Source organism: Bacillus cereus group sp. BfR-BA-01347, from assembly GCF_022663835.1.
Lineage (GTDB): Bacteria > Bacillota > Bacilli > Bacillales > Bacillaceae_G > Bacillus_A > Bacillus_A thuringiensis_K.
Map to the genome: position 1 here is coordinate 427,211 of NZ_JAKUGG010000002.1, position 21,381 is coordinate 448,591.

The window sequence follows — 21,381 nt, forward strand, 5'->3', positions numbered from 1 at the left end:
TTCGCGGTACCACCCAATTTGTCATAAAGACCAACTTTAACTCGTATGTAATACATACTTCCCGGTTTATAACAGGCCGGATTCCCGTCTAAGCCTACTCTTGAATATAAGATTCAATTTCGGTTAGCAACTCCAAGGTGTTCTTCACATATACCGCCTCATCAGGCTCTCACCGTCCCTGACTCGCTTTGGATTATAGTATATACTACTTTTCCTTATCATCGTCTTTCATTTTGTTAAACTAAAATTAATGTACTACATTCGAGAGAAAGATGCAAGATGCCAAAAAATATATGAGCGATTTTTGTAATATATTGACTTACCGATAGTGTCCGACAACCAATCCAATAAAAAAATTGCCGGAATGAATCCGGCAATTTTCTAATTACTTACGTAACTCCGCACCGAATTTCTCTTCTACCGTTGTTAGTACACGGTTATGTGCTTCTGTTACTTCTTCGTCTGTTAATGTACGTTCTGCATCGAAGTAAGTCATAGAGAATGCAAGTGATTTCTTGCCTTCTTCCATTTTTTCACCTTCGTATAAGTCGAATAATGTTACATCTTTCAGAAGTTCTCCGCCAGCTTCAGCAATGACTTGCTTCATTTCACCAGCTTTTGTTTCTTTTGTTACTACAACAGCCATATCACGCGTCATAGATGGGAAACGTGGAATTGCTGCGTAGTAAGTTTCTTCTGCGTCTGCACCGAATACTTTTACAAGAGATAGTTCGAATACGAATGTATTTTTCACATCTAATTGTTTTTCTGCTTCTGGGTGCAATTGACCGATGAAACCAATTACTTCGCCATCCAATACGATGTCAGCTGTACGGCCTGGGTGCATACCTTCACGTTTTGCTGGTGCATATGTGATTTGGTCTGAAACGCCAAGCACGTCGAATAGTCCTTCTAGTACACCTTTCACAACGAAGAAGTCTACTACTTTCTTCTCACCTTGCCATGCATGGTGAAGAGCAAGACCTGTCATAACACCTGCAAGATGTTGTTCTTCTTTCGGAAGTTCTCCTTCTTCTGTCGGTAAGAAGATAGAACCTACCTCGTATAAAGCAACGTTGTCGTTTTTACGAGCGACATTGTATGAAACTGCTTCTAGTAATTGCGGTACTAAGCTTAAACGAAGTTGGCTACGTTCTTCACTCATTGGAAGTGCAAGACCTACAGGCGCCTTTTCGTTTGGCTCAACCATATATTGTTTCGCTTTATCAGCGCTTGTTAATGAATACGTGATTGCTTCATATAAACCAGCACCCTCTAAGAAGCGGCGTACTTTACGACGTTTCGTTTGTGCTGATGTTAATTTACCACGAGTCATCGTTCCAGAAGGTAATGTAACTGGAATATGGTCATAACCGTATAAACGGCCCACTTCTTCTACTAAGTCTTCTGAAATTGTAATATCAGGACGACGTGCTGGTACATTTACATGGAATGTTCCTTCTACTTCTGTGAATGGGAATTTCAAGTTTGTGAACATTGTACCCATTTCACTCGCAGAAATATTTGTACCTAATACACGGTTTACTTTTTCAGCAGTAACAGATACTGTACGCTCTTGTACTTGTAAGTTGTCAGCTTCTACCACACCTTCAAGTGCTTCACCACCAGCATATTTCGCCATTAAAGCAGCTGCGTGTTGAATTGCTTCAAATGTACGTGTTGGGTCGATTCCTTTTTCGAAACGTGCACTTGATTCACTACGAAGACCTAAGTCTTTTGATGTACGACGTACTGTTTGACCTGCAAAGTATGCAGACTCAATTAGAACGTTTACTGTCTCATTTGTAACTTCAGAATCCGCCCCGCCCATTACACCAGCAACAGCTAAAGCTTTCGTGCCGTTTGTAATTACAAGATGGTGGCTTTGTAATGTACGCTCTTGATCATCTAACGTTTCAATTTTTTCGCCTTCTTTTGCAAGACGAACAACGATTTCTTTTGAACCTAATTTATCGTAATCGAATGCATGTAACGGTTGACCGTATTCCATTAAAATGTAGTTTGTAATATCAACTACGTTGCTAATTGGACGAATGCCAGCTGCCATAAGACGAGTTTGCATCCACATTGGTGACGGACCAATCTTTACGTTTTTAACCATTTTTGCAATGTATAATGGGTTTTCTTCTTTCGCTTCTACGCTTACAGAAATATAATCAGAAGTTTTTTCTGCTGTTTCTTGTAAGTCGATAGCTGGAAGTTTTACTTCGCGGCCATAAATAGCAGCTACTTCGTAAGCAACACCTAACATGTTTAAGCAATCTGCACGGTTTGGTGTTAAGCCAAGCTCAAGTACTTCATCGTGTAAGTTTAAAATTTCAAGTGCATCTGCACCAACTTCAGCGTCACTTGGGAAGATGAAGATACCATCTGCGTATTCTTTTGAAACTAACTTTCCATCAATACCAAGCTCTTGAAGAGCACAAACCATACCATGAGAAGCTTCACCGCGTAGTTTTGCTTTTTTGATTTTGAAGTTACCAGGAAGTACAGCTCCAACTTTTGCAACTGGTACTTTTAAACCTTTTGCAATGTTAGCAGCTCCACAAATAATTTGAACTGGCTCTTCTTCACCGATATCGATTAAGCATTTGCTTAATTTATCAGCTTCTGGGTGTTTTTCACATTCTAATACGTGACCAACTACAACACCTTTTACACCTTTATTTAATACTTCAACGCCTTCTACTTCAATACCACTTTTCGTGATTTTGTCTGCTAGTTCTTGTGCTGTTACATCTTTAATATCTACATACTCTTGTAACCAACGATATGATACGAACATATTTATCCTCTCCTTCCCTTACGCTCGTTTGAATTGTTGTAAGAAACGTACATCATTTGTATAGAAATGACGAATGTCATCTACTCCGTATTTCAACATTGCGATACGCTCTGCGCCCATACCGAATGCGAAACCTTGATATTCTTTTGAATCATAACCAGCCATTTCAAGTACGTTCGGGTGAACCATACCTGCGCCTAGAATTTCAATCCAGCCAGTTCCTTTACAAGTGCCGCAACCTTTGCCATGACACATCATACAAGAAATATCCATCTCTACAGATGGCTCTGTGAATGGGAAGAAACTTGGACGAAGACGGATTTCACGATCTTCACCGAACATCTTTTTCACGAATACTTGCAGTGTACCTTTTAAGTCACTCATACGAATGTTTTTATCAATTACAAGACCTTCAATTTGCATGAACTGATGTGAATGCGTCGCATCGTCGTCATCACGGCGATACACTTTACCAGGACAAATAATTTTAATCGGGCCTTTTTCTTTATTATTTTCCATCGTACGTGCTTGCACAGAAGATGTATGTGTACGTAGTAACGTTTCTTCTGTAATGTAGAATGTATCTTGCATATCACGTGCTGGGTGATCTTTCGGTAAGTTTAGTGCTTCGAAGTTGTAGTAGTCTTTTTCTACTTCTGTTCCTTCAGCTACTTCATAACCCATACCGATGAATACATCTTCAATTTGCTCAACAACAGCTGTTAACGGATGGTGACAACCTGTTTCAACAGGACGACCTGGCAGTGTAACATCGATTGTTTCAGTAGCTAATTTCGCTTCGATTACCGCTTTTTCTAAGTTACTAATTTTGTCATCTAAACGCGTTTGAATCGCTTCACGCACTTCATTTACTAATGCTCCCATACGTGGACGCTCTTCTGCTGACAATTTTCCCATGCCGCGTAATACTTCTGTAATTGGGCCTTTTTTTCCTAAATACGCTACGCGTACGTCGTTTAAGCTCTTTAGCTCTTTCGCTTCTTCAATAAGCTCTAACGCTTTTTGCTTTAGCTCTTTTAAACGTGCTTCCATTTTGGAACCCTCCTAATTTTAAAAATAAAAAAACCTCGCTCCCAAAAAGGGACGAGGTAAATTCGCGGTACCACCCTAAATTGACAGAACAAGTCTGCCCACTCATTAGTTATAACGATCAATTCTGACCGGAACGCCTTTACATATACATGGTCCTGGCGTCAACTCCAGAGGTGAATTCACTTCCGTCTACCATAAGAATGCTTTCAGTCTACGGCACTCTCTCCCTATATGGCGATTTTGTAAGTTACTCTTCTCTATCAACGTTTTTCGTTATTTAACTTTTAATATAATGTACTTCAACTTATTATAAGAAGTTTTTTATTTGTTCGCAACCGGGCTTTGCAAATAATACGTTAAAATCCCTGCTGCAACCGCAACATTTAATGATTCTGCCCCGCCGTAAATCGGAATATACAAGTTTTGATCCGTTTTTGCAAGAATTTCTTGGCGTACGCCGTTCCCTTCATTTCCTACAATTAATGCAAAACTGCCAGCCGGCGTTACTTCACCATACGGAACTCCATTTTCAAGAGCTGTTCCATATACAGGAACGTTATTTTCTTTTAACTTGTCTACCCATTCTTCTAAGTTCCCTTTTACAATTGGTAAGTGGAAAATAGAGCCTTGTGTAGAGCGGAGTACTTTACTATTATAAACATCAACACAACCTTCTCCAAGCACAACGGCGTGAATACCAGCTGCATCAGCTGTACGAATAATTGTTCCTAAATTACCTGGGTCTTGCAGGCCATCTAATAAAAGGAATTTCCCATCAGTAAGAGCTACTTCTTTCTCATGCTTCTCACAAACAGCAAATACACCTTGTGTCGTTTCTGTTTCACGAAGTATTTTGACAATCGCCTCAGGTACAATATACATTTCCACATCATTAACTGTCCAATCTTTCGGAAGGTCTGTCTGATCTGAAACGATAAGTTCCGTTACAATTCCTGCCTTCAAAGCTTCCTCGACTAAGTGGAATCCTTCTACAAAAAATAAACCTTTTTTATCGCGTTCTTTTTTCGTTTGCAGCTTTTTCCACTGCTTTACACGCGGATTTTGTACTGAATCAATGTTTTTCATAATATGTATTTCCCTCTCTTCTTGTCTTATCATTATAGCCTATTTTTCATACATATTTACATAAAAAAGAACAAAAACTAACGTCAGTTTCAATTCTGAAGAAGAGGTGAAAGCAATGAGTTTTAATTTACGCGGTGCCGTATTAGCGAATGTATCTGGAAATTCACAAGATCAATTACAAGAAACAATCGTCGATGCAATTCAAAGCGGTGAAGAAAAAATGCTTCCAGGTCTTGGCGTTTTATTTGAAGTCATTTGGAAAAACGCTGATGAAAATGAAAAGCACGAAATGTTAGAAACACTAGAGCAAGGATTAAAAAAATAAGCAATTTGAAAATCACCTTTGCATCAGCTAAGGTGATTTTTTTGCGGAAAATTTTTTTCTTCTCCTAAACATTTCTACTTTACTAACGAACTATGATGGAGTACAATGTTCAAAATACATTTAAACCGATCGATTTTTCTTCATATACACCATAAGATAAAAGGAGTGAATGTTTTATGCACCGTATTACGCTTGAACAAATTTTTAAACACCACATTACACAAAAATACGTAAACCGTTCTGGAATGGTCCACGCGATCGCTGTCGCTTACCATGCGTTTCACCTAGCCAAAAAGCATCACGCCTCAGTCGATGCTGCCACAAAAGCTGGCTTCCTTCATGATATCGGACATCATACGTGGTACACAGGCGGCGAATGGGATTATGACTTATATAAAAAGAATGATATCCATGCAATTAAAGGCGCTGAAAGAGCACATAAATTACTTATTAGATTAGGAGAACATCCAAAACTAGCAAAAGAAATTTCTATTGCAATTCTTCTTCATACAGATTCTTTCTTAGTGGAACAAGAAATTGAAAGAACATCTCTTCAAAATATTATTAAATGGGCAGATGAAGCAGATGAAGAACCGGGCGGAGCGCATCATTATCGAACAATTTCTTATGAAAAAGCACTTAAAGCAATTCAGCAATTAGATCGATTGGTAGAGCGTGAATTGCAAATAGAGCAAGCAAAATTGAATAACAAGACAGAACATAGTTATCAATGAGAAAGAGGCATCACTACAGGGTGATACCTCTTTTATTATTTTGTGGAAAATACACCTTTATATGTAATATTTAAATATTACGCCTGAAAACAAAATGCCTTATAATTAAATATACAAATATAAAGAGGTGATTCTACATATGCAACCCGCTACACAACTTTCTAATGAACAGAAATACTCTATGTCATGGGGACAATTTATTAGCTCCGTTGTATTCGCTTTTTTCGGAACCGGACTTATTACTGTGTTCCTCGCAATGCCCTTAACAATTTATACAGCCGGTCTTACAGATAAAAAACAAATTGCCCTGTATGAATCTATCGTAAATACTGCAAGTATTGTATTACAGCTAGCCGTGTTGTTATTCTTCATTTTTAAATTCGAACCCGCAAAAAAATTACTACTACAATCATTTAACTTTAAAGCACTGAAAGAATGGCGTACATACGTATACTTACTTCTTTTCTTCGCTATAAACATTTTACTCAATTACATCTTGTTAAATTATGTGTTCCAAGACGCAACAAAGCAGCAATCTTCCGCACTAAACTTAGATGTCTTTAAGCAATATGAAATATTATTACTTCTCGGCTTTGCAATACTCACACCAATTTTTGAAGAGCTTATTTTCCGTGGCTTTATACTTCGCTTTTTCTCAGAACGCTTTCCATTTTGGATTGCAGCGATTATAACAAGCTTCTTCTTCGGTATCGCTCATACATACTCACTTGGGGTAATGGTCATTACTTTCTTCATGGGATTATTAATGGCTATTTTATGTAAAAAAACAAAATCCATTATTCCAGCTATGTTATTTCATATTATGAATAATTTGTTGGCATTCTTGAATTAGAAAGAGGTATCCTCACGATACCTCTTTTATTAATTCGTATGATCACTTCTCATCTCTATCAATTTATACATATTTATTAATAATATCCAAAATAAACCTCATGTAGTAAAATATAACTTAATTCATATAAAGGAGTTTACATATGTTCAGTGTTATTTGGATGCTTTTCACGCCACTTCTCTTACTATGCGGGATTGCTGGTGGTATTTTTTTAATAGTAACAGGAATTAAATATCGGAAATTACTCGTTGGTTTAATGGGGCTACTTAGCCTATCCTTTGTCACACTACCTTTTGTTTTTTTAAGTATAGGAATTAATATGGATACAATCTTCCCCATTCCAACTGCTCTTTACTGGGCCCTATTTTCTTTAACTGGATTATTAGCAGGGATAAGTGGATTCCAAGCAAAAATTAAAAGTATACGTAATATGGGATTCATTATTTTTACCATTGGAATATTAGGGGTTATCTTCTGGGTACTCATGTCTGTAGGTGATTGATTCTATATATAACTTTTTTCGAAACCCACAAATCGCAGGTAATACAGAAGTGTTCGGAATATTAACTTGGATGATTTTAGCTCTTACTTTAATGTTATGCCAATTCAGCATTGGTATTTTTTTAATTATTGCTGGTTTCATTAGCATATCGCTTATCGTTGTTCCTATCGTTTGTATAGGTTCTGGAATAGATTTAGAGGAGGTGGTTCCAATTTCGGGAACTTTATATTGGTGCCTGTTCTCTTTAGCTGGACTATTAGCTATTATAAGCGGCAGGCAAATATCGAGTATTTGTTCTATGGGGACGATTTTGTTTATAACAGGGCTGTGCTCCATAACTGGTTATCATCTTTTATATGTTACTGCATAAAAAAGCACAAAAAAGCAGGGAAATTAATTCCCTGCTTTTCTATTTGGTTTATTGCCTGATTGTAAGAAGAACGATAACACCCAAGCGATACCTGCTAGTATCGTTGCGATTAAGAAGGCATCGTTAATACCGTTAATTGCAGATAGCTTTGAAATTTGTCCATATAATAGTTGTGTGCTCATCGCATCTCCTGCTTGAGCCGATCCAGCTAAGGCCGCTAAGCTTTGGCCCATGCCGTGTACTTTATCAACTAAAATTGGGTTGGATGTTGTTAACATATTGCCGTAATCTGCTACGTGAGCAGTTGTTTGTTGCGTCATAAGTGTGATTAAAATCGCTGTTCCGATTGAACCTGCTACTTGTCTTGACGTATTTTGCGTTGCTGTACCGTGAGAAATTAATTTCATCGGCAGTGCGTTCATACCAGCTGTCATAATTGGCATCATAATGAATGACATACCAATTGAACGTATAATATAATCCGTCATAATAACGCTATACGGTGTATCCATCGATAATTTTGTAAATTCATATGTCGCATACGTCGTAATTGCCAATCCAATTATCGCTAATGGACGAATGCCATATTTATCGAATAATTTACCCGCTACTGGTCCCATGATTCCCATAATTAATGATCCTGGAAGAAGTAGTAAACCAGATTCAATTGGCGTAAAGCCACGAATGTTTTGCAGATATACTGGAAGTAATAACATACCTCCAAATAGTGCCATCGTTACGATTGCGTTAATTACTAAAGTAAAAGTAAATACTGGATATTTAAATACTTGTAAATCAAGCATTTTATTGTCCGTTGTTAACTCTCTCCAAATAAATAACGCTAAACCAATTACACCGATAACAAGTGAAATAATGACTTCTGCACTAGTCCAACTATTATTTCCAGCTTCACTAAATCCGTACAATAAGCTTCCTAGTCCAATACTTGAACTAACCACACCGAATATATCTAATTTCGTTTTAGACACTGGCTGAGCTAGTGTAAAGAATTTTAAAGATAGGAACGTAATAATTAAACCGATAATAAACATCGCATAGAACATTACATTCCAGCTATAATTTTCAATCACCCAACCTGTTACAGTTGGTCCGATAGCTGGTGCTAAAATCATTGCTACACCTAGTAACCCCATCGCTGCTCCGCGTTTATGAGGCGGGAATAATGTCATGAAGATATTCATACCAACCGGCATTAAAATACCCGCACCAACTGCTTGAATTACACGGCCTGTCATCATCATTGTAAAGTTTCCTGAAGTAGCACAAATGATAGATCCTACCGTAAAGAATAACATTGCGGCTACGAATAATTTACGATACGTAAATCGTGAAACTAAAAAGGCACTAATCGGTACTAAAATACCATTTACAAGCATGAAGCCTGTAATTAACCATTGTGCTGTTGAAGTTGATACGTTAAATTCATTCATTAACGGAGGTAATGCAACGTTAATGATTGTTTGGTTTAAAATAGAAACGAACATGCCGAGAATTAATACAGCTACAACTGCTTTTACATTCACATTCTCTACAGGCGTAGACATTTGTTTTTTCGGCACTTCTTTTTCTTGTTTTACTTCTTCTTGCTTTCCTTCTTCTTGCTTTCCTGTTTCTAACTCAACTACATTAGAAATTTCCGATTCTTGCTTTCGTTCAATTTCTTTCTCTTCTGTTTCAACTTTACTTACTTCTATTTTACTTACGGTTGGGACTTGTTCTTCTCCCATTTTCGTTTTTTTCTTTCGTAAAAGACGATTTACAAGGAAGAAGACGATTATACAAAATAGTGCATATCCTGCAATTACAATTGAGGACATCTCATCTCCCCCTTACTTATGAATACGAACTGTCACATTCATGCCAGGAACAATATTTACTGATTTGCTATGGTCTAAAGAAATTTTAACTGGTACTACTTGTGTTACTTTCGTATAGTTCGCTGTTGCGTTGCTTGATGGCAACATAGAGAATGTATTCGCTGTTGTTAAGCCAACTTGTTCTACTTTTCCTGTTAACGTTGTATCTGGGTATGCATCTACATACACATCTACATCTTGACCTTTTTGAACATCATCAACATCTGTTTCTTCAATGTTTGCTGTTACCCATAAATTGTTCATATCGAATGCGTAAGCAATCGGGCTACCAGCTCCAACGAAAGCATTTGTTGTTGCGTTTGATTGTACAACCGTTGCATTTTGTGGAATTGTTACATCTACTGTTTGTTCTCCATTAGCTGCCGCTACAGTAACAGTACCTAGTTTATCGTTCTCATTATAATTTTTTCCTACTTCAGCTTTCCAGTCAGTTAGTTTACCTGCCACTGGTGAAGCAACCGGAATTACCTTTCCATCAATCTTTGCATTGTCTGTTTTTAAGTAATTTTCCGTTTGGTTGTAATAGTAATAACCGCCAATACCGCCGCCAACTAGTACAATTAATGTGATAATGTTGATAATTACCATTCTTCGAAACTGATTCATTGCATTCCTCTCCTTATATCGCATATAATTTTTTTCTAAACTATTTATGTCCTTATTGTTTAGATTGTTTAATTGTTAATTATATTAACCTTTTAACAAAAAAATCACACCATCTGCAGCATAAATCGAAATTTATCTACCTGCGAGCGGTGCTGATTTCTGAAGGACTATCGTTTATAATTATAAATAATTATTTTGAATCTACAACCGACAATTTACGTATGAAATGTCGCTTAAACAACAATATAATACCAATATGTTGTTTAAGTATAGAAAATTAAACGAGGAGAAGAAAAATGTCTATTAAAAATACAAATGATCCACGTGTAAAGCGAACGAGACAACTCATTCAGGATGCTTTTGTCGCTTTAGTAGGCGAAAAAGGCTTTGAAAATGTAACTGTTCAACATATTGCAGAACGCGCTCCTGTAAATCGCGCTACATTTTATAGCCATTACCATGATAAATATGACCTATTAGACAAAAGTATTGAAGAAATGTTAGAGAAGCTAGCAGAAGTAATTAAACCGAAAAATAGAAATAAAGAAGATTTTCAACTTACATTCGATTCACCTCACCCTACATTTTTGGCTTTATTCGAACATATCGCAGAGAATGTAAACTTTTATAACGTTATGCTTGGGGATAAAGCTGCCGGAAACTACTCTTATAAAATGATGAAAACAATACAAGTGCATTTAACATTAAGCTTGTCTATTTCACAACCAGATGATGAAGATCTTATGGTTCCTCGTGATATTTTGATTAGTTATGTGACAGGGGCTCACATCGGAATGATTATGTCATGGTTAAAAAGAGGAATGATATATACTCCGCATTTTATGGCGATGCAATTAACTCGTTTAATTATTTTAGGCGCTCATACTGCAGCAGGATTAGAACGGCCTTTTTAAAACATAAAAAAGCGAAGGAGAATCTCCTTCGCTTTTTCTATTAATTAAATGTAATGTTATGTACAGCCTCTTTATCAAGACGTTTAATAACTTCTACAATTAACTTCACTGCATTTTCATAATCATCACGGTGTAACATTGCCGCATGAGAATGGATATAGCGCGTTGCAATTGTAATTGCCATAGAAGGAATACCATTTATAGCAATGTGAATCGCACCCGCATCCGTTCCTCCGCCCGCTACCGAATCATATTGATACGGGATTTGTAATTCATCAGCAACATCAACTACGAAATCACGTAAACCTGTATGTCCAATAACAGAAGCATCATATAAAATGATTTGTGGTCCATCGCCCATTTTACTTTGCGCTTCTTTTGACGTTACACCCGGTGTATCTCCAGCGATACCAACATCTACTGCGAACGCGATATCTGGTTTAATATAATTCGCAGATGTTTTTGCGCCACGAAGACCGACTTCTTCTTGTACAGTTCCAACGCCGTATACAACGTTTGGATGCTTTTCATCTTTTAATTGTTTTAATACGTCAATTGCAATTGCACAACCGATTCGGTTATCCCATGCTTTTGCAAGTAACATTTTTTCATTCTTCATCACTTGGAATTCAAAGTAAGGTACAACTTGATCTCCTGGTCGTACGCCCCACTCCATCGCTTCTTCTTGGCTAGAAGCACCGATATCGATGAACATGTCTTTAATTTCAACTGGCTTTTTACGAGCTTCTGGAGGTAAGATGTGCGGTGGTTTTGAACCAATTACACCTGTTACATCTCCTTTACGCGTTACAATCGTCACGCGTTGCGCAAGCATAACTTGTGACCACCAGCCACCAACCGTTTGGAAGCGAAGGAAACCTTTGTCATCGATTTGTGTAATCATAAATCCAACTTCATCTAAATGACCTGCAACCATAATTTTCGGGCCGTTTTCTTCCCCTACTTTTTTCGCAACTAAACTCCCTAAATTATCAGTAGAAAGTTCGTCCGCAAACGGCTCGATATATTTCTTCATTACTTCACGTGGTTCACGTTCGTTACCAGCAATACCACGTGCATCCGTTAATTCTTTTAGCATTGTCAATGTCGCGTCTAATTTTGTCATTGCCAACACCCTCCTTTTTCTTCAGTCAATTCATTATACAATAATTAAATTGAAATATTCAAAAATTAAATTAGTATCCTTGTGTTTGACGCTGATGATTTACTTCATTTTTATCTAAATATGCTTTTTCAATCTCTTCTTGCTCAAATTCAAGTGCTTGTCCGAGTCGAAGGTAGCTCGTAAATAATTCAATATAGTTTGTAATAGATGGTTGATCTGTAAAACGAATTACTTTCGCATATGTGTCTAAGAAAATTTCCACTTGTGTTTTATTCGTTTGTGCACATTTATAGAATAGGAAGTTTTTATCAATACCTAAATCAATGCCGATTGATAAAATAAAATGCAAACCATCTACGTATTCTTCTAATATTACTTCACGTTCCGAAGCTGGTTTGTTGCTCCAATATTTAAAACAACGTGTTTCATTTGCAAGTTCTCCAATTTCTACAAGAAGAGCTAACATTTTTTCTTTTAACAATTTTTTCGGTTGTAAGTCATGTTCTTTTGCAATACGGTCATCTAATTCTTTTTGTAATTTAAATAGTTGTAGTAAGTCCATTCTATTGTCCTCCTCCAACATCGCATTTTACGCAACAATGTTGTTTCATCTCAAAGTTCATTATTATGTTTCAGTTCTTATGAATAAGTCAGCTATCTACCTCTTTATAAAATAGCTTGTCCTTAATTTACAAATACGTTTCAGTCATCACTCTTAAATTGTTCATCTGATGAAAGTTCCATATCATCTTTCCATTATAGCAGTGTCGTTTCGGCTAGGAAAGATACTCTTCTTTCCAAACGAGCAGAATTGAAAAAAGCCAGGAGTATTCTCCTGACTTCATATGTATATTCTTCTATACTGCTATAACTTTTATATTGATTTTGTCATATTGATAACGACATAGCCGTTAATCTTTAGAATTTCTTTCACTTCTAACTTCTATTTGAATACAAATAAAAAAACCTTAGAAGAAAATTCTTCTAAGGTTTCAACTAATTAATTAGTTAATGTTGTTTTTTGCAACTGTTGCTAATTCAGCGAAAGCTTTTTCGTCATGAACAGCTAAGTCAGCAAGCATCTTGCGGTTAACTTCGATGCCAGCATTTTTAAGACCGTGCATTAAGCGGCTGTAAGAAAGACCATTCATACGAGCTGCTGCGTTGATACGTGTAATCCATAATTTACGGAAGTCACGTTTCTTTTGACGGCGGTCACGGAATGCATACATTAGAGATTTCATAACCTGTTGGTTAGCAACCTTGAATAATGTATTTTTTGAACCGTAGTAACCTTTTGCTAATTTAATTACTTTTTTACGACGTTGACGAGTAACTGTACCACCTTTTACTCTTGGCATAATATTACCTCCTAATTGTTCTATATATCAGCCGAACTTATTTTAAGTTGTCAAGCATTTGACGAATGCGTTTGAAGTCACCAGCGCTTACTACACCAGCTTTACGTAGTTTACGTTTAGCTTTTGTAGATTTGTTAGCGAATAAATGGCTTGTGTAAGCGTGAGAACGTTTCAGTTTACCTGATCCAGTCTTTTTGAAACGCTTTGCAGCGCCGCGATGAGTTTTTTGTTTAGGCATAGGTATTTCCTCCTCTATCTATTACTTATCGTTTTTCGGTGCTAAAACTAAGAACATACTGCGTCCTTCCATTTTAGGCTTAGATTCAACTGTACTAACTTCAGCACAAGCTTCTGAGAAGCGATCTAAAACACGTTGACCGATTTCTTTATGAGTAATGGCACGTCCTTTAAAGCGAATTGACGCTTTAACCTTGTCGCCTTTCTCTAAAAACTTGATAGCATTACGAAGTTTTGTGTTAAAGTCGTGTTCATCAATTGTTGGACTTAAACGAACTTCTTTCATGCTAATTACTTTTTGATTTTTGCGCTGCTCTTTTTCTTTCTTCTGTTGCTCAAAGCGGAATTTACCGTAGTCCATAATGCGGCATACTGGCGGTTTCGCATTTGGAGCAACTAATACTAAATCAAGATTAAGATTTGCAGCTAAGTCTAAAGCGTCATTACGAGACTTGATTCCAAGTTGATCGCCATTTGCGCCAACTAAACGTACTTCACGTGCACGAATTTGCTCGTTAATCATCATATCCTTGCTAATAGTAAGCCACCTCCAAGGTTTTCTCAGAACATATTTTGTAGTCATAGAACCCGAACAAAAAAAGTGCGGGCATACGACACCCACACTTGTAAAATCTTAAGTAAGAAATACATTTACCTGTTAACTGCGAATGCGTCCATCAGGTGAGAAGCGGGTGCTTCTACTTGTTCCACAAAACAATATTCTATTATCCTTGATGAGTTTATCATAGGACATGACGTCTGTCAAGAAGACGCGATGTGTTTTACTAACAACAAGAAACATTGTAACAAACAACTAACATACTTGCAATACTTTTTTATGATAAGTGTTACATGGTTATTTTTTCTAATTTTTCTCAAGTATATTACATAAAAAAGCCGCGGTATACCGCGGCTTTTTCTTATCGTTTTCCTTCTACTTTAATCATGTCAACAAAAGCATCTAATGCGATTGTTTCTGATTTTTGTTCACCATATTTACGTACGTTTACGCCGTTTTCAGTTACTTCATTGTCACCTACTACAAGCATGTACGGAATTTTTTGCATTTGTGCTTCACGGATTTTGTAACCGATCTTCTCTTCACGAGTGTCTAATTCAACACGGATACCAGCACGACGCAATTCGTCTTGTACTTTCTTCGCATAGTCTAAATGTACTTGCGGAGAAACTGGAATTACTTGTACTTGAACTGGAGCTAACCATGTTGGGAATGCACCTTTGTATTCTTCAATTAAGAAGGCTACAAAACGTTCCATAGTTGATACAACACCACGGTGAATTACAACTGGACGATGTTGTTTACCGTCTTCACCAACGTATGATAATTCAAAGCGTTCTGGAAGTAAGAAGTCTAATTGTACAGTTGAAAGTGTTTCGTCTTTTCCAAGAGCAGTACGAACTTGAACATCAAGTTTTGGACCGTAGAATGCCGCTTCACCTTCAGCTTCATAGTAATCAAGACCCATTTCATCCATAGCTTCTTTTAACATACCTTGTGCTTTTTCCCACATCTCATCATCCGCATAATACTTTTTAGTATCTGCTGGGTCGCGGTAAGATAGACGGAATGAGTAGTTCTCTAAACCGAAATCTTTGTACACTTCTAGAGTTAAGTTTACAACACGTTTTAACTCTTCTTTAATTTGATCTGGACGAACGAAAATGTGCGCATCGTTTAAAGTCATTCCGCGTACACGTTGCAATCCAGATAACGCACCTGACATTTCATAACGGTGCATTGTTCCAAGTTCTGCAATACGGATTGGTAATTCACGGTAGCTGTGAATATCATTTTTATAAACCATCATATGATGAGGACAGTTCATTGGACGAAGAACTAATTCTTCGTTATCCATTTCCATTGATGGGAACATGCCATCACGGTAGTGGTTCCAGTGACCAGAAGTTTCATAAAGCTCTCTGCTTCCTAGTACTGGAGTATATACGTGATCATAGCCTAAGCTTGCTTCTTTATCAACGATGTAACGCTCGATAATGCGGCGGATTGTTGCACCTTTTGGTAACCAAAGTGGTAAACCTTGTCCTACTTTTTGGCTATTAGTAAATAGTTTTAATTCTTTACCTAATTTACGGTGATCGCGCTCTTTCGCTTCTTCAAGCATACGTAAGTGCTCATCTAATTCTGCTTTCTTAACGAATGCAGTACCGTAAATACGTTGTAGCATTTTATTATTGCTATCGCCGCGCCAGTAAGCACCTGCAACGCTTAATAATTTAAACACTTTAATTTTTCCTGTAGATGGAAGGTGAACACCACGACAAAGGTCGAAGAATTCGCCTTGCTCATAGATTGAAATAACTGCATCTTCTGGAAGATCGTTAATTAAATCTAATTTTAACTCATCGCCGATTTCTTCAAAGCGACGAATTGCTTCTGCACGTGGTACTTCATGACGAACGATTTCTAAGTTCTCGTTCACGATTTTTTGCATTTCTTTTTCGATTTTCTTGAAGTCTTCAACTGTAATTGCTTCTTCCATATCAATATCGTAGTAGAAGCCATTTTCAATTACTGGACCAATGCCAAGCTCAACCTTAACATCTTTATATAAACGTTTTAACGCTTGTGCTAAAAGGTGGGCTGTTGAATGGCGTAAAATATATAGGCCATCTTCAGAATCTAATGTAATGATAGAAACTGCACCATCTTCTTCGATTGGTGTAACAAGATCGATCATCTCATCATTTAATTTTCCAGCTACAGCTTTTTTCTTTAAGCCTGGGCTAATAGAAGCTGCGATTTCTTCAGTTGTTACGCCTTTTGGAAACTCCTTCACAGCTCCATCAGGGAAAGTAATTTTAACTACATCTGCCATCACTGGTCACTCCTCTTTTTCTCAAAATAAAAAACACTCATCCCGTAAAAAGGGACGAGTGTTGAATTCGTGGTTCCACCCTTGTTCCAATTAACATAATTGTTAATTGCTCAAGTTCAACATAACGGTGTTGTCCGTTAGCAATTACTAGAAAAACCGTTCACTGCTAAAGTTTAGAGGTGGTAAGTAATAATCCCGTACTAGGAAGCTCACACCCTAAGGCTTCCCTCTCTGAAAATCGTAGAAAACTACTCATGTCCTCATCATGACATTTCAATATATTTCATTTATGTAGGTAATTATATGCTCAAAAACTTAGAAAATCAAGGGCGTTACCTTTATTTTTTAAATTTTTCACATTGCGCTCAAAATCATGTAATCCATGTAATTGGACCCGTTCTTGGAACACATTTCGCAAAGTAATAATCATATTATGATCTTGTTCTTTCGTATATAAATAAATCTTTTTGGGCGAAATAGAAAGAAGCGGCGCAATTACTTTCGTATCAATATATACATCATTTTGCTTTAACAATTCCTCATCTATATATTGGACCAACTTCTCCTGTTTTAAACGTCTACCTTTATCATCATAAAAGATAAAGCTTTCATCAAAAATAAGATGCACACAAGACAAACGTGATTTACGGCTGCTTACTTGTTGCCGAAGCGTCTCAATGAACATTTGGTATTCTTGCTCCATCTTATATTCATCAATTGCCACTTCCGCAAGTTTAGCCACCATTTCCCTATATGTACGAAGACGAAAACGGATATATGATGAAAACGAGAATGAGAGCGGATCACAAAGCCAATTGTTTAAAGAAGACTTAATATATGACTCAAATGCGTTACGCGTTAAATCCTGAGCTACACCTTTTCTTCTTCCCTTTAAAATCTCATGTGCCATGTGCAATATTTGATGACACTCTTCTTGTTCTTCATAAAAAAACTTTTCTTTTAAAATCGTATAAATCCACTCATTTTGTTTCACATTCACAATGAAATACACCATTACTGGCAATAAGATCTTTTCAATATAATTCGATTCACGTACTGGTATGTGAATCACCACTTTTTGTTCCTGTAAATACACACTCGTTTCCTTATATAATACTTCCGCTCTTTTCAGCAATTGTCTATATACGTGCATAGCATCATTTTTTTCTTCGAAGCAAATTTCAATCACTTTTGTCCCCCCTTTTATCCCCGCTCTAAAGGACTGTATCTATACGTTACAAATCCTATAAGAGTCCGTCCCGCGTGAAGTTCACTCTTAGTAGAATCACATTTCCTATTGTTAGAAAATCCACTCAATATGGCTTGCTAATTTTATATATATTAAGGGAGGGAGAAAAAAATGATACAAGCTACTATGAATTTTTATTGTATACTTTACTTATCAATAAAATTATGCATCTGAATGATTGAATATAAATTCGTAAAAGTCGAATTACATTGGGGGCACTCGCTCAAAACCAGCTGAAGACTACCAAGAAATTATTCAAGAACATGCTAGAGATGGCTGGAGGTTCGTACAGATTGTTGCCCCTACGATTGGCAGTTCTGGACAACCTGAATATTTCGACCTCATATTTGAAAAGAAAATATCACTATAATACAAAAGAGCAAGCTTCTCAGCTTGCTCTTTTACTTATGACGACGGTTTTTCCCACCAATTGGAATTGGTTTCGCTAAATATTTAATTCGCTCCATAATACGTGCTGCCTTCATTTCTTCAGCCTCACCACGCTGCGTATACGTTAAATGGTGTTCCAGTTGTTTAAAATCAAAATTAGACGTAAAGAACGTCGGTAAGTTTTCTAACATACGGAATTGCAAGATTGCACCAAGCACATCGTCACGCACAAAGCTTGACATCGCTTCTGCCCCGATATCGTCTAACATTAAAACTTGTACGCGTTTAACCGCATCAATCTTTTCACCAATCGAATTATCTTGAATTGAACTTTTAATTTCACGTAAAAATTCCGGGAAGTATACGAGCATCGAACTTATTTTCTTTCGAGCAAGCTCGTTCGCTATTGCTCCTAAAAGGTACGTTTTTCCTACACCAAATTTACCGTACAAATATAAACCTTGTGCTTTTTTACCTGGTTCATATGTACTTAAAAATTCATTCGCTGCACCAATCGCATCGATACGTGCATTTAAATCAGAAGGGTCTAAGTTTTCCATAGTTGCCTGTAAAATATCCGTTGGCATATATACACTTTGAACGAGTTTTTCATATTTCTTTCTCTCGTCATGCGCTACTTTTCTAACGCAGCGATCGTATTGAATATCAATCATCTTCCCTTGAATAACAAGCTTTGGCTCGTAACCTTGCAGCATATTTTTACATGAACCTAAATCCGGACAATCCACGCAACCTACACTTTGTCCAATATATTCATATAACTTCACAAGACTGCGCTCAATCATAGAAGTCGTTACTTCACCCTTATGTTCGTCTATAAATTCTTTCACACGCGGATGCGCCATTACTTCTGCCTTTAATACTTCATATCTATTTTTAAAGTTTTCATTTTCCATTAATTTTGCAAATGAATTTTGAATATGCTCCATTTTCTCACCTCAAAGAGCGTTCATTCTCTTCTATTAATCACGCTTATATTTTTTTAACACTTCTTCTAGTCGTTTTCGTTCATCTTCTAGCGTACTTGCATCTTTTTCTACACTTACATCTTTCTTCACTGTTTCTTTCTCTTGTTCTTTCGGCTCTTCTTCCTTAAGCCAATCTGGTACCATTTCTTTCCGCACCGTTTTCTTCACCGTACGGCCTTTTTTCTTCGTCTCAGCCCACTCTTGATATTGACGGTTCTCTTCTTTCGCTAACGCCATCGCTTCCGCTACTGTCCCGACCTTTTTACGTGCCCAATGCCCAGCAATCTTCTCGACATACGTTTTCGCAAGTTTCATATCTGAGCGTAGCATAACGTAATAAATAAGTACATTCACAACTCCTGGTGTCAATTTTTGATTAATCATGACATCTTCAACGATCTGCAAATCCGCTTTCGTTGCCTCTGCACCACCAGAAATCTCTTTCAATAGTTGTTTTGGCGAGATTTCCTCTAGCTGCTTTATTAGCATCTCCTCTTGCGATGAAGGCTCTTTCTCTTTCATCGTACGTGCAGCATGAGGCTGTACTCTTTCACTTAATACCGGTAATGCTTGACCATTTTCAAATTGATACCAATCGCGCGCTCCTTTTCTAAGCCTTTCCATATCAATTGTTTGCATCTCTGTCACTGCACCAAGAACGATATTTTGCATCGATAACACATCTACACCATACACGTAAGCAAGTGTTATAACGCAGTCTCTCACTTGATCTGTAATCGCCTTTTTAGGAACAAGAGCGGACAATCCATCTACAAATAAAGAGAAATCAAAGAAATCATTCCAAACTTTCGGAGCGTCTCCCTTCTCGTTACTTGGCATAGTTGTCGTTTTTGGAATACGAAGGTCTTCTTGCGCATGCTCAAGCTGTCCTGGATTAAACGAACCAAACACATCATTGAAAGAACGCGTAACATTTTCATAAGAAGCAAAATCAAATTCTTCTTCTAAGAAATATTGCTTTACTTGATTATATTTTGTCCGGCTCAATCGATTATATAAAAAGATACTTAAAACAATATCATCAAAAAACTGCTTCGGAGATAAAGGTGGTTGCAACTCATATATGAACATTCGAATATCTTTTTCTTTCTTAATATAAACCTTCAATAGCCCAATTGCCTCTAACTTTACTCGTTCCTCATATATTTCAGGAAGTTGCATTTGCATAGTCACCATAAGGGAATGATGCGTATTCTCTTTTCCAAATACACGATCTTGCTCTAGCTCTCCCCATAGTGTCATGTATAAGCTAAAAGCTCTACTACCTATTAACGGCTGATACAACATCGTTAACACTTTTCGGTCGTAATTGTGCAGTAGCCCTTTCGCACTTACTTTATAACGATCAATCGGCAATAGCTCCATCCATGACTGTTTTTCCATTCTTGCTTTTCCTTTCTCTCATCCAATCTATCCTCTACTTCATTCGTTCTATCTTCATTATATAAATTCTTAGTGAAAAAGAGCTATTAGCTTGCGCTTCTAGCTCTCTTATCCTATTACTTACGGTATGTAAAGAGAATAAAATACAACTTCTACTCTCTTTCTTTTTGCAGTATATCTTTTAATTCTTCAATAAATACATTTAAATCTTTAAATTGACGATATACAGAAGCAAAACGTACGTAAGCAACATCATCAATATCGCGCAGTTCTTCCATAACAATTTCACCAATCATATCACTTTTCACTTCTGATATACCTAAATTACGCAGTTCACGTTCCACGCTTTGTGTTACTTCTTCTAATTGTCTTAAAGATACTGGTCTTTTTTCACACGCTTTAATTAAACCGCGTAAAATCTTTTCTTTATTAAACTCTTCTCGTGTGCCTTCTTTTTTTACAACGATAAGAGGTGACTCTTCTACCCTTTCAAAGGTCGTAAAGCGACTTAAGCAGCTTTCACACTCTCTCCTTCTTCGAATAGAGCGCCCCTCGTCTACCGGACGCGAATCTAACACTCTTGTACCATTATGAGAACAGGATGGACAACGCAATTCATT

General features: G+C 37.0%; 21 protein-coding genes, 1 pseudogene and 4 other annotated features (1 of these 26 running past the window's edge). Of the genes and pseudogenes, 7 read left to right on the plus strand and 15 right to left on the minus strand.

Annotated elements, in window-relative coordinates:
* Window positions 1-231: a binding site (T-box leader), on the minus strand; it reaches 21 nt to the left of the window's first position.
* Between the two features lie 154 nt (window positions 232-385).
* From pheT to MR143_RS05535, 3 genes are all read right to left on the minus strand, one after another.
* A complete protein-coding gene (pheT, locus tag MR143_RS05525; RefSeq protein WP_242280624.1) occupies window positions 386-2,806 on the minus strand; it encodes a phenylalanine--tRNA ligase subunit beta in 2,421 nt (806 codons plus the stop codon).
* An 18-nt stretch (window positions 2,807-2,824) separates the two neighbouring features.
* Window positions 2,825-3,859, minus strand: coding sequence for a phenylalanine--tRNA ligase subunit alpha (gene pheS, locus MR143_RS05530; RefSeq protein WP_000388226.1), 1,035 nt, complete (start codon window positions 3,857-3,859; stop codon window positions 2,825-2,827).
* 44 nt (window positions 3,860-3,903) lie between these two features.
* Window positions 3,904-4,132: a binding site (T-box leader), on the minus strand.
* A 48-nt stretch (window positions 4,133-4,180) separates the two neighbouring features.
* Complete coding sequence (locus MR143_RS05535) at window positions 4,181-4,978, minus strand: TrmH family RNA methyltransferase (protein ID WP_001986644.1); 798 nt, start codon at window positions 4,976-4,978, stop codon at window positions 4,181-4,183.
* 82 nt (window positions 4,979-5,060) lie between these two features.
* On the opposite strand from MR143_RS05535, the gene sspI reads away from it, so the two are divergent.
* From sspI to MR143_RS05560, 5 genes are all read left to right on the plus strand, one after another.
* Window positions 5,061-5,270, plus strand: coding sequence for a small acid-soluble spore protein SspI (gene sspI, locus MR143_RS05540; protein WP_000009509.1), 210 nt, complete (start codon window positions 5,061-5,063; stop codon window positions 5,268-5,270).
* 176 nt (window positions 5,271-5,446) lie between these two features.
* Complete coding sequence (locus MR143_RS05545) at window positions 5,447-6,004, plus strand: HD domain-containing protein (RefSeq protein WP_000554786.1); 558 nt, start codon at window positions 5,447-5,449, stop codon at window positions 6,002-6,004.
* A gap of 139 nt (window positions 6,005-6,143) precedes the next feature.
* Complete coding sequence (locus MR143_RS05550) at window positions 6,144-6,857, plus strand: CPBP family intramembrane glutamic endopeptidase (protein WP_001182121.1); 714 nt, start codon at window positions 6,144-6,146, stop codon at window positions 6,855-6,857.
* Between the two features lie 142 nt (window positions 6,858-6,999).
* A complete protein-coding gene (locus MR143_RS05555; RefSeq protein WP_000493173.1) occupies window positions 7,000-7,359 on the plus strand; it encodes a hypothetical protein in 360 nt (119 codons plus the stop codon).
* A gap of 49 nt (window positions 7,360-7,408) precedes the next feature.
* The gene (locus tag MR143_RS05560; protein ID WP_033673112.1) at window positions 7,409-7,729 is read left to right on the plus strand and encodes a hypothetical protein; all 321 of its coding nucleotides are present in this window, start codon (window positions 7,409-7,411) and stop codon (window positions 7,727-7,729) included.
* Between the two features lie 23 nt (window positions 7,730-7,752).
* On the opposite strand, the gene MR143_RS05565 is transcribed toward MR143_RS05560, so the two are convergent.
* Window positions 7,753-9,567 (minus strand): DHA2 family efflux MFS transporter permease subunit, encoded by a 1,815-nt coding sequence (locus tag MR143_RS05565; RefSeq protein ID WP_000095301.1) that lies wholly within the window; start codon window positions 9,565-9,567, stop codon window positions 7,753-7,755.
* Window positions 9,568-9,579: 12 nt separating this feature from the next.
* Entirely contained in the window at window positions 9,580-10,233 is a 654-nt protein-coding gene (locus MR143_RS05570) for an HlyD family secretion protein (RefSeq protein WP_001071419.1), read from the minus strand.
* Between the two features lie 296 nt (window positions 10,234-10,529).
* Here MR143_RS05570 and MR143_RS05575 point away from each other — a divergent pair, with 296 nt between their 5' ends.
* Window positions 10,530-11,147 carry a TetR/AcrR family transcriptional regulator gene (locus MR143_RS05575; protein WP_000023661.1) on the plus strand — a complete coding sequence of 206 codons (618 nt, stop codon included), beginning with the start codon at window positions 10,530-10,532 and terminating at the stop codon, window positions 11,145-11,147.
* 40 nt (window positions 11,148-11,187) lie between these two features.
* Here the strand turns inward: MR143_RS05575 and MR143_RS05580 are convergent, their stop codons facing one another.
* The 7 genes from MR143_RS05580 to ytxC all read right to left on the minus strand — a co-directional run bounded on the left by MR143_RS05580 (window position 11,188) and on the right by ytxC (window position 17,918).
* Window positions 11,188-12,273, minus strand: a complete 1,086-nt coding sequence (locus MR143_RS05580) for a M42 family metallopeptidase (RefSeq protein ID WP_000163552.1) — start codon at window positions 12,271-12,273, stop codon at window positions 11,188-11,190.
* A 70-nt stretch (window positions 12,274-12,343) separates the two neighbouring features.
* Complete coding sequence (locus tag MR143_RS05585) at window positions 12,344-12,835, minus strand: dUTP diphosphatase (protein ID WP_000365050.1); 492 nt, start codon at window positions 12,833-12,835, stop codon at window positions 12,344-12,346.
* Between the two features lie 442 nt (window positions 12,836-13,277).
* Window positions 13,278-13,634: a 50S ribosomal protein L20 gene (gene rplT, locus MR143_RS05590; protein WP_001138362.1), complete on the minus strand. Its 357-nt coding sequence runs from the start codon at window positions 13,632-13,634 to the stop codon at window positions 13,278-13,280.
* A 37-nt stretch (window positions 13,635-13,671) separates the two neighbouring features.
* Complete coding sequence (rpmI, locus tag MR143_RS05595) at window positions 13,672-13,872, minus strand: 50S ribosomal protein L35 (RefSeq protein ID WP_001125945.1); 201 nt, start codon at window positions 13,870-13,872, stop codon at window positions 13,672-13,674.
* Between the two features lie 21 nt (window positions 13,873-13,893).
* Entirely contained in the window at window positions 13,894-14,397 is a 504-nt protein-coding gene (gene infC, locus MR143_RS05600; protein WP_000973215.1) for a translation initiation factor IF-3, read from the minus strand.
* Between the two features lie 63 nt (window positions 14,398-14,460).
* Window positions 14,461-14,581 (minus strand) — a sequence feature (ribosomal protein L20 leader region).
* Between the two features lie 210 nt (window positions 14,582-14,791).
* Window positions 14,792-16,729 carry a threonine--tRNA ligase gene (gene thrS / locus MR143_RS05605; protein WP_000786083.1) on the minus strand — a complete coding sequence of 646 codons (1,938 nt, stop codon included), beginning with the start codon at window positions 16,727-16,729 and terminating at the stop codon, window positions 14,792-14,794.
* Between the two features lie 47 nt (window positions 16,730-16,776).
* Window positions 16,777-17,005: a binding site (T-box leader), on the minus strand.
* A 31-nt stretch (window positions 17,006-17,036) separates the two neighbouring features.
* Complete coding sequence (gene ytxC, locus MR143_RS05610) at window positions 17,037-17,918, minus strand: putative sporulation protein YtxC (RefSeq protein ID WP_000569629.1); 882 nt, start codon at window positions 17,916-17,918, stop codon at window positions 17,037-17,039.
* A gap of 234 nt (window positions 17,919-18,152) precedes the next feature.
* Between ytxC and MR143_RS05615 the strand changes: the two are divergent.
* Window positions 18,153-18,348 (plus strand): annotated as a pseudogene (locus MR143_RS05615) (DUF4177 domain-containing protein).
* A gap of 31 nt (window positions 18,349-18,379) precedes the next feature.
* Here MR143_RS05615 and dnaI read toward each other — a convergent pair.
* The 3 genes from dnaI to nrdR form a co-directional block, all read right to left on the minus strand.
* Entirely contained in the window at window positions 18,380-19,318 is a 939-nt protein-coding gene (gene dnaI / locus MR143_RS05620; RefSeq protein WP_000400104.1) for a primosomal protein DnaI, read from the minus strand.
* A 33-nt stretch (window positions 19,319-19,351) separates the two neighbouring features.
* Window positions 19,352-20,761 (minus strand): replication initiation and membrane attachment family protein, encoded by a 1,410-nt coding sequence (locus tag MR143_RS05625; protein WP_000415027.1) that lies wholly within the window; start codon window positions 20,759-20,761, stop codon window positions 19,352-19,354.
* Between the two features lie 152 nt (window positions 20,762-20,913).
* The gene (nrdR, locus tag MR143_RS05630; protein WP_001203687.1) at window positions 20,914-21,375 is read right to left on the minus strand and encodes a transcriptional regulator NrdR; all 462 of its coding nucleotides are present in this window, start codon (window positions 21,373-21,375) and stop codon (window positions 20,914-20,916) included.
* Window positions 21,376-21,381: the final 6 nt, after the last annotated feature.

Coding starts and splice junctions, on each gene's coding strand:
- rpmI (WP_001125945.1), bottom strand. CDS start 13,872: ATGCCTAAACAAAAAACTCATCGCGGCGCTGCAAAGCGTTTCAAAAAG.
- thrS (WP_000786083.1), bottom strand. CDS start 16,729: ATGGCAGATGTAGTTAAAATTACTTTCCCTGATGGAGCTGTGAAGGAG.
- MR143_RS05550 (WP_001182121.1), top strand. CDS start 6,144: ATGCAACCCGCTACACAACTTTCTAATGAACAGAAATACTCTATGTCA.
- MR143_RS05625 (WP_000415027.1), bottom strand. CDS start 20,761: ATGGAAAAACAGTCATGGATGGAGCTATTGCCGATTGATCGTTATAAA.
- dnaI (WP_000400104.1), bottom strand. CDS start 19,318: ATGGAGCATATTCAAAATTCATTTGCAAAATTAATGGAAAATGAAAAC.
- MR143_RS05580 (WP_000163552.1), bottom strand. CDS start 12,273: ATGACAAAATTAGACGCGACATTGACAATGCTAAAAGAATTAACGGAT.
- MR143_RS05535 (WP_001986644.1), bottom strand. CDS start 4,978: ATGATAAGACAAGAAGAGAGGGAAATACATATTATGAAAAACATTGAT.
- MR143_RS05555 (WP_000493173.1), top strand. CDS start 7,000: ATGTTCAGTGTTATTTGGATGCTTTTCACGCCACTTCTCTTACTATGC.
- rplT (WP_001138362.1), bottom strand. CDS start 13,634: ATGCCAAGAGTAAAAGGTGGTACAGTTACTCGTCAACGTCGTAAAAAA.
- MR143_RS05565 (WP_000095301.1), bottom strand. CDS start 9,567: ATGTCCTCAATTGTAATTGCAGGATATGCACTATTTTGTATAATCGTC.
- infC (WP_000973215.1), bottom strand. CDS start 14,397: ATGATGATTAACGAGCAAATTCGTGCACGTGAAGTACGTTTAGTTGGC.
- MR143_RS05570 (WP_001071419.1), bottom strand. CDS start 10,233: ATGAATCAGTTTCGAAGAATGGTAATTATCAACATTATCACATTAATT.
- MR143_RS05585 (WP_000365050.1), bottom strand. CDS start 12,835: ATGGACTTACTACAACTATTTAAATTACAAAAAGAATTAGATGACCGT.
- sspI (WP_000009509.1), top strand. CDS start 5,061: ATGAGTTTTAATTTACGCGGTGCCGTATTAGCGAATGTATCTGGAAAT.
- MR143_RS05575 (WP_000023661.1), top strand. CDS start 10,530: ATGTCTATTAAAAATACAAATGATCCACGTGTAAAGCGAACGAGACAA.
- MR143_RS05545 (WP_000554786.1), top strand. CDS start 5,447: ATGCACCGTATTACGCTTGAACAAATTTTTAAACACCACATTACACAA.
- pheS (WP_000388226.1), bottom strand. CDS start 3,859: ATGGAAGCACGTTTAAAAGAGCTAAAGCAAAAAGCGTTAGAGCTTATT.
- pheT (WP_242280624.1), bottom strand. CDS start 2,806: ATGTTCGTATCATATCGTTGGTTACAAGAGTATGTAGATATTAAAGAT.